This is a genomic window from Amycolatopsis sp. CFH S0740 (assembly GCF_004522315.1).
Classification (GTDB): Bacteria; Actinomycetota; Actinomycetes; order Mycobacteriales; family Pseudonocardiaceae; genus Amycolatopsis; species Amycolatopsis nivea.
The window spans coordinates 156581-169129 of the sequence record NZ_SDLS01000008.1 but is presented as its reverse complement, the minus strand read 5'-3'; the positions used below and the strand labels follow the sequence as shown (position 1 = coordinate 169129).

Here is a 12549-nt window from a genome sequence, read left to right as displayed (position 1 = left end):
ACAGAGCGGAGCGAGCGTGGACAAGATCCGGGTGGGGGTGGCTCCGGGACTCGGGACCGGGCCGACGGAATTCACCGGTTTGGCCGAGCTGACGGAGGCAGCGGGCGTCGACTCGCTGTGGCTGTCGGAGGTGGTCTATTCGCCGGATGTCGACCCGTTGATCGGCATGACGCACGCGCTCGCCCGCACCGAGCGGCTCAAGCTGGGCACGGGCGTGGCGATCCTGCCTGGACGGAATCCGGTCCTGGTCGCGAAGCAGCTGGTCACGCTGGCCGGGCTGGCTCCGAAACGGGTGCTCCCGGTGTTCGGCCTGCTGCCCGCGCAGCCTGCGGAACGAGCGCTGTTCCCAGTGCCGGAAGGCCGGCGCGCGGCGGTTTTCGACGAGTCGCTCGCGCTGCTGCGCCTGCTGCTCGAACAGGACAACGTGTCCTTCGACGGCGAGTTTTTCCAGGTCGACGGCGTGACGATCGGGCCGCGTCCGGCGAAGCGGCTCGACGTCTGGGTCGGCGGGGCCGCGCCTGCCGCGTTACGTCGCGCGGGCCGGTTGTCCGACGGATGGCTCGGCAGTTTCCACACTCCCGAGCAGTCCCGCGCGGCGCGGATGGCGATCCAGGAAGCCGCCGCCGAAGCCGGCCGGGAGATCGAATCGGACCACTTCGGGCTGAGCATGGTCCTTGCGCTGCACGGGATCCCGGAACGGCTGCGCGCCGTGGCGCAGCAGCGCAATCCGGGCCGTCCGGCGACCGATCTCGTGCCCACCAGCTGGGCCGAGGCGCGCCGGATGATCGAGCAACACGTCGAGGCCGGACTCACGAAATTCGTGGTCCGGCCGGGATACTCCGGCGACTACCGGCAGTTCCTCGACGATTTCGTGCGCGAACTCGTGCCGCTGCAGAACTAGAACGTCAGCTGCTCGGTCTTGCGGGGCATGAGCAGCAGCGCGACGACACTCACCACCGAGACGGCGACGATCGCGAGGAACACGTTGTGCGTGGCCCCGGCGAGCGATTCGCGCACGTACGCCGTCGCCGGTGAGTTGTGGTGCGTTCCGCTGAGGATGCGGCTGGTGGCGTCGACGCTCTGCGGCAGGTGTCCGGCGACCTCCGCGGGCGGGTTCGCGAACCGTCCCGCGAGGGTCGCGTTGGCGATCGCGCCGAAGATGGCCGTGCCGACCGCGCTGCCCAGCGAACGGCTGAACATGTTGGTCGCGGTCACGACGCCGCGGCGCTCCCAGCCGACGGTGGACTGCACGGCCACGACTGTCGGGCTGGAGGAGAGCCCGAGCCCGATGCCGACCACGAACACGGCCGCCGCGGCCGTCCAGACCACCGAGTCCAGGCCGAGGAACGTCGCGATGACGGTCCCGACGAGCAGGAATCCGGTGCCGATCAGCGCGGTGTCGCGGAATCCGATCCGCAGGTAGATCCTCCCGGACAGCGACGCCGCGATCGGCCAGCCGATCGTGAGCGCGGCCAGCGCGAAGCCCGCGGTGAGCGCGTCCGTGCCGAGCACGCCCTCGGAGTAGGTGGGCAGGAACGAGCTGAAGCCGAGCAGCACCGCGCCGGTGACGAGCGCGACCAGGTTCCCGCCGATCAGCGTGCGGCGCGTGAACACCCACAGCGGCAGCACGGGTTCCTCCGCACGCCGTTCGACCAGCACGAACGTGACCAGCATCAGGACGGCGACGGCGAAGATCGCCAGGCTCGGCGCCGACGTCCAGCTCCACGCGACCCCGCCTTCCAGCAGGGCCAGGATCAGCAGCGCGCAGCCGAGCGTCAGCAGGGTCGCGCCGGCGTAGTCGACCTTGTGTCGCGTTCGGTTCACTTGCTCGGTGAACTTGCGGTAGAGCATCCACGCGGCGAGCGCGCCGAGCGGCAGGTTGACGAAGAAGATCCACCGCCAGCTGAGGTATTCGGCGAACACGCCGCCTAGCGTCGGCCCGATCACCGAAGCGACCGCCCACACCCCGGCGAGGTAGCCCTGCACCCGGGCGCGCTCCTCGACCGTGTACAGATCGCCGACCATCGTCATGCTGATCGGCTGGACCGCGCCCGCGCCGATGCCCTGCACCGCGCGCGCCGCGATCAGCACCGGCATGCTCCACGCGACCCCGCACAGCACCGAGCCGAGCAGGAACGCGGCGATGCCGAAGAACATCACCGGGCGGCGGCCGAGGACGTCGGCGAACTTGCCGTACAGCGGCACGGTGACCGCCTGGGTGAGCAGGTAGATCGAGAACAGCCACGGGAACTGGGAAAACCCGCCGAGGTCGCGGACCACGGAGGGGACCGCGGTGGCGATGATGGTGCTGTCGAGGGCCACGAGGCCGGTGCTCAGCATGACGGCGGCGAGAACGGGTCCCCGCTCGGATCGAAGGCCCACGGCGGCGCGTTTCGCCGCGGGCGGACTGCTCGTGCTACCCATGCCGGGAATAAACTCCTTCGCCCCGGCAAGCATTCCCCAGCCGATCGATCGGTGCCCGGGTGTTCGCCTGGCCGTCATCATGGAGGGATGGACAGATGGGTGCGGCCGATCGGCCGGGGCTGGGTCGTGCAGGGCGCGGTACCGGGCCCGGATGTCGACGAGTTCGCCGAACCGGAGGCGGTGACGAGGGCGCTCGCGGCGGCGGAAGGGGACACGCTGCTGGCCGCGCAGCATCCGGCGCGGACGCCCGCGGCGCTGGCGGCCGGGCTGGACGTCGAAGCGGCGCTGCCGGAGGCGCGGGCGACGCTCGAACGGCTGCTGACCAGGCATTACCGGCCGGAGACCGGGTTCGTCGCGGCTTACCGGATCGGCGAAACCATCGCGGGCGTGCTGTGCGTGGTCGACGTCCGGGAGCTGACCTCGGGCCAGGCGCACGTGAAGCACACCGAGGAGGTCTATCCGGAGGTGGTCGCCGAGCGCGCGGCTGTGCTGGACGGCCTCGGGTGCGCGACGAGCGCCGCCCTGCTCGTGCCGGTCGGCGACGCCGCGGAGCTGACCGCGGCGGTCAAGGAAGCGGCGAGTTCGGCGGATCCTGATGTGTCCACTGTGGACCGGGCAGGACTGGCGCACGAGCTGTGGGTGGTGCGGCCGGGGGAGATGCAGGAACGGCTGCTGGAGGCCGCGTCGGCGAGCGATTTGCTGGTGGCGGACGGGAATCATCGCGTCGCGGCCGCGGCGGGGAGCGGTCAGCTGCTGGCGTTGGTCACGGCGGGTTCGCAGCTGGAGATCCGGGCGATCAACCGCGTGCTCCTCGGTACCGGGCACTCCGCGGAGAGCCTGTTGGCGGCTTGGCAGGAAGCCGGGCTGGACGTGACCTGGTCGGATGACGCGACCCCGCCGTCTTGCCCCGGCACGGCCGTCGTGCAGGCGGGCTCACGCGTGCTGCGAGTGCGGCTGCCTGCGGCGGATCCGCTGGTGATCGACCACGAGGTCGTGGAACAGACGCTCCTCGGCTCGGCGCTCGGCCTCGACCCGGACGGTCCGCACGTGCGCCCGCTGCTGCCGGGCAGCCCGGTTCCGCCGAGCGCGGACGCGGTGGTGCAGCTGGCCCCGGTGCCGTTCGAGACAGTGCAGGCGGTGCACGCGGCGGGACGGCGGATGCCGCGGAAGGCCACGTACTTCACGCCGAAGCCGCAGGGCGGGCTGGTGCTGGCGCGCTGGTAAAAAGGTGCAGGTCAGCGTCTGTTCCGCTTAGGATCGCGCAGGTGGAGTTACCGCTGATGCCGCCGGTGCGGCCGATGCTCGCCAAAGCTGTGCACGAGGTGCCGCGCGACGGCGGGTTCTGGTACGAGCCGAAGTGGGACGGCTTCCGGTGCGTCGTGTTCCGCGACGGCGACGAGGTCGAACTGGGTTCGCGCAACGACCGGCCGCTCACCCGGTACTTCCCGGAGCTGGTCGAGCTGCTGCGCGACGCGTTGCCGGAGAAATGCGTCGTCGACGGCGAAATCGTGCTGGTCACGCCGCGCGGGCTGGACTTCGGGGCGTTGCAGCTGCGGCTGCATCCGGCGGCCAGCCGCGTCCGGAAGCTCGCGGAGGAGACCCCGGCCAGCTTCGTCGCGTTCGACCTGCTCGCGCTCGGCGACCGGGACCTGACCGAGAAACCGTTCGCCGAGCGGCGCCGGGAGCTGGAGGGCATTTTCGCGCCTTCGACCGGCTTGCAGCGGGTGCACCTGACGCCGCTCACGACGGATCCGGACACCGCGCAGGACTGGTTCACCCGGTTCGAGGGCGCGGGCTTCGACGGCGTCATGGCGAAGCCCGCCGATCTGCCGTATGAGCAGGACAAACGCGTCATGCTGAAGGTGAAGCACGAGCGCACCGCGGACTGTGTCGTCGCGGGTTTCCGGTGGCACAAGGACGGCAAGGGCGTCGGATCGCTGCTGCTCGGGCTGTACGACGACGAGGGTTCGCTGCACCACGTCGGCGTCGCGAGCAGCTTCACCGCGGCGCGGCGCCGGGAGCTGGTCGAGGAGCTGGCCCCGTGGCGGGAGAACGCGCTCGACGGGCATCCGTGGCGCACCTGGGCGGAATGGCAGGCCGACGAGGTGCGCCGGCCGGGCGCCAACAGCCGGTGGGCTCCGGACAAGGACCTGTCATGGGAACCGCTGCGCCCGGAACAGGTCGCCGAAGTCCGCTACGAACATCTCCAAGGCGGCCGCTTCCGCCATGGCGGGCGATTGGTGCGCTTCCGCCCGGACCGGACGCCGGAATCGTGCACCTACGCGCAACTGGACGAAGCCCCGCCTGCCGAGTTGGCGGATCTGTTCGGGGAGGCCCGATGAGCGGGGTGACACTGGAACTGGACGGCGTAGAACTGACCATTTCCAGCCCCGACAAGGTCTATTTCCCGGAACGAGGCGAAACCAAGCTCGATCTCGTCCGCTATTACCAAGCTGTCGCAGGCCCTTTGCTAGCTAGACTCGGCGGCCGCCCCCTGCTGCTGGAACGCTATCCGGACGGCGCGGGCGGAAAATCGTGGTTCCAAAAACGCACGCCCAAGAACGCGCCGTCTTGGCTGACCACCGCCGTCGTTTCCACACCCAACGGCACCACCAGCGACGCACTGGTGGCAGCAGACCTGGCCCACGTGCTGTGGGCGGTCAACCAGGGTTGCCTGGGCTTCCACGTGTGGCCAAACCGCGCGGCAGCACTGGAAATCGCGGACGAACTGCGCATCGACCTGGACCCGTCGCCCGGAATCGGGTTCCCGCAACTGCGCGAGGCAGCGGTTCTCGTGCGGGAATTCCTCGCCGACTTGGGAATCGAGGTCTACGTGAAGACCTCCGGTTCGCGCGGCCTGCACCTGTATTCGATACTGGAACCGCGCTGGGACGGCTACGAAGTGCGGGCCGCCGCGGTGGCGCTGGCAAGGGCGTTGGAACGGCGGCATCCCGACCTGATCACCGCACAATGGTGGAAGGAAGAACGCGGCTCGCGAGTTTTCGTAGACTTCAACCAGAACGCCCCGTATAAAACGGTCTTCGGCGCTTGGTGCGTGCGCCCGAGGGTCGGCGGACAGGTCTCCACGCCGATTTCCTGGGACGAACTGGCGACAGTGGAACCGGACGCCTTGACCCTGTCGACGGTCCCCGCGCTGGTCGCGGAACGGGGAGATCCGTGGGCTGGTGCGAACGATCGGCCGCAATCGATCGAAGCGCTGCTGGAGATGTCCCGGGAAGATCTGGCCAGCGGCCTGATGGACGCGCCGTGGCCGCCCGTGTACCCGAAGATGCCGAACGAACCGCCCAGAGTCGCACCAAGCAGAGCGAAAAAGACCCCCGCCGAAGGGTGACTCCGCGAGTCAGCAGGAAAGTCCGTGAGGGTTCCCCTCATTGACTCTGATTCCCTCAGGGTTCCCCTCACGACCCTCGGCGGGCCGTGAGGGGCTCCTTCACGGACTTGGATTCCCTCAAGGAGCCCTTCACGGCTTTTTCGCGTGCGTGAGGGCCACCCTGAGGGAATCTGATTCCGTCAGGGTTCCCCTCACGACCAGCTCGGCCGGTCCGTGAGGGTCCCTTCGCGGACCTCGGCTCGCCCGCCGCGCCGCCCGCTCGGGATACCGCCCCAATGCGGCATTGGGTGCGTCCCACGCACCGAACGCCACATTGGGGGCGTCCCACGCACCGAACGCCACGTTGGGTGCGTCACATGCACCCAATGCCACATTGGGGCGCTAGCCCCGACCTCAAGCAAACCGCCGCCGATGCACCCAACGTTCGGTGCACCCACACCACCCCCGCACCCCGATACGAAGCTCTTCTGCGGTCTGAGGGTGCTTGTCAAGGCATCTTTCCCGCCTTGACAAGCACCCTCAGACCGTCAGCACAATCAAGCTTCGGGGTGCCCCACGCAACCGCCACGGCAAGGTCGCCGCCAGGCGACGAGCCGCTGTCACCCCAACGGCAGATCAAACGCCAACTGCTCCTGCCCGCCAACCCCCACCGGCACCCCGGCCAGTGTCCCCGCACACCCAGCACAAGGCGTCACATGCCCAGTCCCAGGCGCGGTCAAATCGATCGGCGTCCAAGTCCGCGATTCCCGCTCCCCGCAAGCAGACCGCCGATACCGCAGATCATCCGCCCGGGTCATCACATGCGCGACCGGATCGTCCTCCGGCAACGCACCCACGAGGTACCACCGAGCCGCAATCGTCTCCGCCATGGAACGAGTCCTCCAAAGAGGCTGGTCCGAGCTACGAAGACATAGTGCGACCACACCACCGCGAATCCGCGCGTTTACCCGTCTTCGGCGTGGCGCGCCCCATCCTCGGGTTCATCGAGATACCGGAGAAACCGCAAAAGCCCCCGCTCGTCCGGCACCTCATCCTCCGCCACACAAGCCGCAAGCTCCCGCTCAACAGCCGCAGAATCAATCCCAGCACCAATCAAAACGAGCTCGGTCCGCCGCGGCCCAGCTCCCCAGCTCGACCGCTCTACCTGCACAAACGCCCCAACAGTATGCAATCCGAACCGAGACCGAGACTCCGGAGCCCCGAGATCCACCTGCCCCTTAACCCGATACAACCCAGCAGGACGGCTCTCCAGAAACGCCAGAAACCGCCGAGGCGAAAGCGGTCGCTCAGCACTGAACACGACACTCTCATACCGCGCGTGCAAATGCTCGGAATGATCATGTTCGCGCAGATCGTCAAAAGACAACTGCCCGTAACTCTCCCGAGGCCGGGGATCGAAAAACAGCCCCGGATCAACCCGCCCCCGCTCGGTCTCCAGCACCGGCACCCCGGGCGCGTACTCCTCGACCACTGCCCGGACCTTGGCCAGCACGTCCGCCTCGGCCCGGTCGACCTTGTTGAGAACCACCAGGTCGGCCACCCGCAGATGCTCAGCCAGCTCCGGATGCCGCGCCCGGGTCGCCTCGAACTCGACCGCGTCGACCACCTCGACCAGCCCGCCGTACCGGATGTCCGGGTTCTCGCTGGCGATCATCAGCCGCAGCAGGTCGCGCGGCTCGGCGATCCCGCTCGCCTCCACCACGATCACGTCGATCCCGGCTTCGGGGCGCGACAGTTTGCCCAGCATCGCGTCCAGCCCGCTGGCGTCGACCGCGCAGCACAGGCAGCCGTTGCCCAGCGAAACCATCGTGTCGACCTGCCCGGCGACCGCGAGCGCGTCGATGTTCACCTGGCCGAAGTCGTTCACCACCACCCCGACCCGGACGCCCTGGCGGTTGGCGAGCAGATGGTTGAGCATCGTGGTCTTCCCCGCACCGAGAAAACCCGCCACGAGCACTACCGGAACCCGCTGCCTGGCCACGCGTCACCCCTCCTGTCGTCCGGGCAGCCGACGATACCCGCAGCGGGCGCCGGGCCGTGGCAGCCCGGCGCCGTGCTCGGCGAAAAGCAGTTGGCGCAGTGTGCCGTCGTGGCAGGATGAGCGGATGATCTGGACGCCGGGCAGGGAGGACCGGGTCGACGGCATGCCGACGGCCGGAGAGTGGCGGCAGTTGTCGGTCGTGCCGGAGAAACGGGAGGTCTTCGGCTACGACCTGTACTTCCGCGAGGGCTGGGCGGACGTGCTCGCGGTGTTCGGCGGCGACGCGACGAGCGTGCTCGGCGGGCTGGCGATGCTGGTGGTCAAACCGGACGCGGTGGTCGGCCGCAGGCTCGGCCCGATCATGGATTACCTGGCGGACAACGGTTTCGTGCCCGTCGCCGCCACCCGGTTCGGCTACACGCGGCATTCGATGCGCGAGGTGTGGCGCTACGACTGGCACATCTACACTGTCGACCGGCTGCAGTTGTGCACTTTCTGGTATCTCACCAACGATGTGCTGCTGTTCCTGGCACGCGACGTCCGCCCGGTAGCGGGATTGCCCGCGACGGTCCGGCTGTGCGAGCTGAAGGGCGTCGGCGATCCGGCGCAGCGCCGGCCGCACCATTTGCGCACGAAGCTGAACCCGCCCAACCGGATCCTGAACTTCGTGCACGTCGGCGACGAGCCGGCGGACATCGTGCGCGAGCTGACGATTTTCCTCGACCGCCCGGAGCGGCTCCGGTTTCTCGAGGAGTTGCGGGCGCATCTCGCCGAGGACCGCACGGCGCAGGCACGAGCCGAGATCGCCGCCATCGAGGCGGATTGCCCGGCGCACGACCTGGACATCGACGCGACGCTCGCCCGGCTGGCTCCGACAGCGGGCGACGCCGCGGTTTCCCGGTTGCGGGACGTCGTCGAGGGCGGGGACCGGATCAGCTGGGACGAGCTGGCCGAGCTGGTGCCTTTCGAGAAGGCCGACCGCTGGGACGTGATCGTGACCGCGTCGTTCGTGGTGCACAACGAGCGCCCGGTGCCGCATGCGCTGCTGCCTGCCGTTTCGGCGGAGGCGTGGACCGCACAGGTGCGGTAGCGCGCCGCCTACAAGGGACGTCGGGCCCGGGGCTTGGCCCAGTGCGCCGGATCCGGGTTGGAGATCAGCTTCGCTTCGCCGGGCTCGTCGCATTCGATCAGCCCGGCCCCGACCGCGGCGAGATCCCAGCGATCGACCTCGGCTCCGCTTTCGGCGACCGCGTCGGCGACCTCGATCCAGGGCACGGATTCCCCGAACCGCAGGCGTTCCAGCAGCTGGAGCGCCCGGCTGCCGTGCTCTGCCCGCTTGAGCGCGTCTGCCACCGCGTCGGCGGCCGTGCTGGCGTCGAAGGTCCGCGGGGTGGAGGCGGCCTCGGCGGCGAGTGCTTCTTCGAGAAACGGGAGACCGGTTGGGCTATCGACGGCCAATGCGTTCAGCGCTTCCCGTCGCTGCGACGGGTCGAGCAACAGGCCGAGTTCCCGGATCAAGTCGGCGGGCTCGTCGGCGACGTGGATGTAGCTGAAGTTGCGATTGTGCTGCTGCAGCAAGGCGCGTAGTCTGCCGGGTTTTTGCTGCGACAGATCGGCTGAGCCTTTCAACGCGGCCAACCGCATCGTCGCGGGCATCGGCCCGGGCTGCTCGTCGCGCAGGAGCAGCAGTAGGGCGGAGCCGCGGTAGATCAAGTCGTTCAGTGCGAGCCGGTCCACGGTGGCCGACGTCAGCTGGTACCGCCACATTTCCCGCCACCGCAGGCCGTCCAGTTCCGGACGCTGTACTGCTTGGACGGCGAATCCCTGCTCAGCCAGCCAACCGAGCACAGGGCGCACCTTGCCCGCGGCGATGCCGTCCGGTTTGACCAGGAGAAGCGCGTGCTGGCGCAGGATTTCCGCAGCCCGGTCGCCGAGGAACCGGGCGGTGTCGCGGGCACCTTCCCGGAAGTAGGTCTCGCGGCGGTAGGCAATGCGCTTCGCGGGCATGCGCGTGAGCGCGGCCCAGTCCATGTCGTCGATCTTCTCCCCCTTGGCCGATGCCGGATCAGGTGATGTTATCCCGGCTCGCGGGGGCGTCGCGGAGGAAGCGCCGATGGGCAGTTCGCCAAGAAAGGTCGAACGTCTTCGGAAGCGTGCCGCCGTGCGGGTGAGGGTCCGGGGCCGGAATCGGCGGATCGGTGTACGACCGCTGTGGCGTCCGGGCGAACCGGTTGATTCCATTCCCGAACGTCCCGCGCGCCAATCGTCTACTGTGGACAAAGCAGCTTCGGTTGTGCTGCCGAATGTTCCGGGTGATCTAGTATTGATATCGGTCGCGTATTGCGCCGGATGTCGCAGGCGGATTGGTCGGTTCCGAGTCTTGCCTCGACGAATTCTCCGCTATTTCGCGAATTTGCGGAGAAAATTGTTCACTCGGATGGACGCTGCCCGGGTTGGGGCGGCATCCATAGAGTTCTGGGCGGCAGTGCACCGGAGGGGGTGCCGTGAGTCCGAGGAAGATCATTCCCGGAGGGCCGGAATGCACCGATTGCTCGAGTACCGCAGCACCACGCTGACCGCCCAGCAGGAGGCCGCAACATTCGGCACCGGCTGGCGTGCCCGCGCTTTCCGCGACGTCGAGTCCCGGCTCACCGGCCGCGGCTTCCCCTGCGTCTTCTCGAGAAACGCCTTCCGAAAGGGATTGTTGTTATTCTCGTTCGCCGAGGGGGCCGGGCCGGACGCCATCGCGCGACTTGGAGTCGAACTCGCCGATTACGTCGAGCTTTCCCGGAATTGGAACGGCCTGCTCGACACGGCGTACCCGTTGCTGATCGTGTTTTCGCCCGCGGCGGTGTCCGCCGGATCGGTCGCGGAGTACCAGGCGTTCGGCTGGGAAGTGCTCCAGAAGCTGCACCACGTCGATCCGGCGCCGTGGCCGGAGAACGTCGGCACCGACCCCGGCGAAAGCTCGTGGTCTATGTGCTTCAACGGAATGCCGTTGTTCGTCAACATGAGCAGCCCCGCCCACGAGGTCCGGCGCAGCCGCAATCTCGGCGTGCATTTCGTGCTCGTGATCAACCCGCGCGAGCGGTTCGACGTCGTCGCGGGCGACACCCCCAGCGGCCGCAACGTCCGCGACAACATCCGGGCGAGGATCGACCGCTACGACGGTGCCCCGCGCGCTCGCCAGCTCGGCTCTTACGGTGTCGCCGGGCTGGAATGGTGGCAGTACGGCCTGCCCGAAGACGATATTGACCGGACGGACGCCTGCCCGTTTTCCTTCCGGGAAGCCGAAACCGCGCGGCCCCGTGTCTGATCGGAGAGAGAGACTTTGCGGCTGGTGTCGCGACCGGACTGAGTCCATTATGGACATGACCGCGCGGGTGTTCGTGATCGTGGCGGTGCGGTAAACCGGCAGCCGGACGGTCGGCAAGGCTGTTGCCGACTCAGCACCCGACCGGGCAAGATCGGTGAGGTCGCCCGACGCTGGGCGGAGTGCTCCGGTGGCGGGGGAGAGGTTCCGATGATCGACGACCCGGTTCTGCTGCCGGCCCGGCCCGCCTCCGCGCTCCTCGGAGCGGTGGCCGCATGACCGCCCGTCCCGGGCCCGTTGCCCCCGAACGCGCGACCCCGCTGCGTCCTGCGCTCGTCCTGATCGGCGTCCTGCTGATCGCCACGAACCTGCGCGCCGCGATCACCTCCCTCGGCCCCATTTTGGGTCTCGTCCAGGCCGATCAGGGGCTTTCCTCGGTAGCCGCGTCCGTCCTGGTCAGCGTGCCGCTCGTCGCCTTCGCCGGGTGTTCCCCGATCGCACCCAAGGTCGCCGCGAAGCTCGGGCTCGAGCGGTCGCTTGGCGCGGCGGTGCTCCTGCTCGCGATCGGGATCCTGCTGCGCTCGACCCCGCCGCAGTTGTTGCTGTGGACCGGAACCGCGCTGCTCGGAGTCGCCATCGCGATCCTGAACGTCCTGCTCCCCGCGCTCGTCAAACGCGATTTCCCGACCCGGATCGGGCCGATCACCGGCACGTACACCGCGGTCCAGTCCGGCGTCGCCGCGATCGCCGCCGGGGTCGCGGTCCCGCTCGCCGGGCAGGAGGCTGGCGGATGGCGGCTTTCGCTGGGTGTCTGGGCGGGGCTCGCGCTGATCGCTCTCGGGGTTTTCCTGCCGCAGCTGCGCCGGTCCGCCGCCGCACCGCCGCTCCTGCGGACGACCGGGGCGGCACGGCCGTGGACGAACGGGCTGGCCTGGCAGGTCACCCTCTTCATGGGGCTCCAGTCGCTCGCCTTCTATGTACTGGTGACCTGGCTGTCCTCGATCGAACAAGCCGCGGGCATCAGCTCGGTGACCGCGGGGTTCCATCAGCTGCTCTTCAATCTTTGCGGCCTGGTCGGCAGCTTGGTGAGCTCCATGCTGATCCACCGGTTGCCTGATCAGCGTCCGGTCGCGATCACCGGGTCGTTGCTGTTGACGGCCGCGCTGACCGGGCTGCTGGTCGCGCCGGGGATCGCGGTGCTCTGGGCGGTCTTCGCCGGGTTGGCCGGCGGGAGCACGCTGGCGTTGGCGTTGTCCCTGTTTGGGCTGCGTACGAAGGATTATTCCGACGCTGGGGCGTTGTCGGGGATGGCTCAGTCCGCGGGTTACACGCTCGCGGCGCTCGGGCCGATCGTGATCGGCGCGATTCACGACGCGGCTTCGTCCTGGACGCCTGCGCTCGGGGTGCTGATCGCGCTCGCGCTGGTGCAGACGACGTTCGGCGCGCTGGCCTCTCGCCCGAAGACGATCGGCTGACGGT

11 protein-coding genes are annotated in these 12549 nt (G+C 68.8%); 7 read left to right on the top strand and 4 right to left on the bottom strand.

Annotation, left to right across the window (positions count from 1 at the left end; translation table 11 throughout):
• Nucleotides 1–16: 16 nt before the first annotated feature.
• Nucleotides 17–901: a TIGR03854 family LLM class F420-dependent oxidoreductase gene (locus EIZ45_RS16420; RefSeq protein WP_134663513.1), complete on the top strand. Its 885-nt coding sequence runs from the start codon at nucleotides 17–19 to the stop codon at nucleotides 899–901.
• Here the strand turns inward: EIZ45_RS16420 and EIZ45_RS16415 are convergent.
• Nucleotides 898–2424: an MDR family MFS transporter gene (locus EIZ45_RS16415; protein WP_043830174.1), complete on the bottom strand. Its 1527-nt coding sequence runs from the start codon at nucleotides 2422–2424 to the stop codon at nucleotides 898–900. The two genes, EIZ45_RS16420 and EIZ45_RS16415, sit on opposite strands and share 4 nt — an antisense overlap.
• An 87-nt stretch (nucleotides 2425–2511) precedes the next feature.
• Here EIZ45_RS16415 and EIZ45_RS16410 point away from each other — a divergent pair, with 87 nt between their 5' ends.
• The 3 genes from EIZ45_RS16410 to ligD are packed head-to-tail and all read left to right on the top strand — an operon-like array spanning nucleotide 2512 to nucleotide 5776.
• Entirely contained in the window at nucleotides 2512–3648 is a 1137-nt protein-coding gene (locus tag EIZ45_RS16410) for a DUF1015 family protein (protein ID WP_043830172.1), read from the top strand.
• A 41-nt stretch (nucleotides 3649–3689) separates the two neighbouring features.
• The gene (locus EIZ45_RS16405) at nucleotides 3690–4766 is read left to right on the top strand and encodes an ATP-dependent DNA ligase (RefSeq protein WP_200864257.1); all 1077 of its coding nucleotides are present in this window, start codon (nucleotides 3690–3692) and stop codon (nucleotides 4764–4766) included.
• A complete protein-coding gene (gene ligD, locus EIZ45_RS16400; protein ID WP_134663512.1) occupies nucleotides 4763–5776 on the top strand; it encodes a non-homologous end-joining DNA ligase in 1014 nt (337 codons plus the stop codon). The genes EIZ45_RS16405 and ligD overlap by 4 nt, the downstream gene beginning before the upstream one ends.
• A gap of 599 nt (nucleotides 5777–6375) precedes the next feature.
• Here ligD and EIZ45_RS46845 read toward each other — a convergent pair.
• A complete protein-coding gene (locus tag EIZ45_RS46845; RefSeq protein WP_043830167.1) occupies nucleotides 6376–6645 on the bottom strand; it encodes a hypothetical protein in 270 nt (89 codons plus the stop codon).
• A gap of 74 nt (nucleotides 6646–6719) precedes the next feature.
• Complete coding sequence (locus tag EIZ45_RS16390; protein WP_134663511.1) at nucleotides 6720–7757, bottom strand: GTP-binding protein; 1038 nt, start codon at nucleotides 7755–7757, stop codon at nucleotides 6720–6722.
• A gap of 124 nt (nucleotides 7758–7881) precedes the next feature.
• Between EIZ45_RS16390 and EIZ45_RS16385 the strand changes: the two genes are divergently transcribed.
• Nucleotides 7882–8847, top strand: a complete 966-nt coding sequence (locus EIZ45_RS16385) for a nucleoside-diphosphate kinase (protein WP_134663510.1) — start codon at nucleotides 7882–7884, stop codon at nucleotides 8845–8847.
• Nucleotides 8848–8855: 8 nt separating this feature from the next.
• Here the strand turns inward: EIZ45_RS16385 and EIZ45_RS16380 are convergent, their stop codons facing one another.
• A complete protein-coding gene (locus EIZ45_RS16380) occupies nucleotides 8856–9788 on the bottom strand; it encodes a nucleoside-diphosphate kinase (protein WP_167756466.1) in 933 nt (310 codons plus the stop codon).
• A 508-nt stretch (nucleotides 9789–10296) separates the two neighbouring features.
• On the opposite strand from EIZ45_RS16380, the gene EIZ45_RS16375 reads away from it, so the two are divergent.
• Together EIZ45_RS16375 and EIZ45_RS16370 are read left to right on the top strand one after the other, a co-directional pair.
• Nucleotides 10297–11073, top strand: a complete 777-nt coding sequence (locus tag EIZ45_RS16375; RefSeq protein ID WP_134663508.1) for a YqcI/YcgG family protein — start codon at nucleotides 10297–10299, stop codon at nucleotides 11071–11073.
• Between the two features lie 272 nt (nucleotides 11074–11345).
• The gene (locus EIZ45_RS16370) at nucleotides 11346–12545 is read left to right on the top strand and encodes an MFS transporter (RefSeq protein ID WP_134663507.1); all 1200 of its coding nucleotides are present in this window, start codon (nucleotides 11346–11348) and stop codon (nucleotides 12543–12545) included.
• Nucleotides 12546–12549: the final 4 nt, after the last annotated feature.

What these genes read in the sequence shown, in the direction of transcription:
- EIZ45_RS16415 (WP_043830174.1), bottom strand. Translation starts at nt 2,424, where the DNA reads ATGGGTAGCACGAGCAGTCCGCCCGCGGCGAAACGCGCCGCCGTGGGC.
- EIZ45_RS16410 (WP_043830172.1), top strand. Translation starts at nt 2,512, where the DNA reads ATGGACAGATGGGTGCGGCCGATCGGCCGGGGCTGGGTCGTGCAGGGC.
- ligD (WP_134663512.1), top strand. Translation starts at nt 4,763, where the DNA reads ATGAGCGGGGTGACACTGGAACTGGACGGCGTAGAACTGACCATTTCC.
- EIZ45_RS46845 (WP_043830167.1), bottom strand. Translation starts at nt 6,645, where the DNA reads ATGGCGGAGACGATTGCGGCTCGGTGGTACCTCGTGGGTGCGTTGCCG.
- EIZ45_RS16385 (WP_134663510.1), top strand. Translation starts at nt 7,882, where the DNA reads ATGATCTGGACGCCGGGCAGGGAGGACCGGGTCGACGGCATGCCGACG.
- EIZ45_RS16380 (WP_167756466.1), bottom strand. Translation starts at nt 9,788, where the DNA reads ATGGACTGGGCCGCGCTCACGCGCATGCCCGCGAAGCGCATTGCCTAC.
- EIZ45_RS16375 (WP_134663508.1), top strand. Translation starts at nt 10,297, where the DNA reads ATGCACCGATTGCTCGAGTACCGCAGCACCACGCTGACCGCCCAGCAG.
- EIZ45_RS16370 (WP_134663507.1), top strand. Translation starts at nt 11,346, where the DNA reads ATGACCGCCCGTCCCGGGCCCGTTGCCCCCGAACGCGCGACCCCGCTG.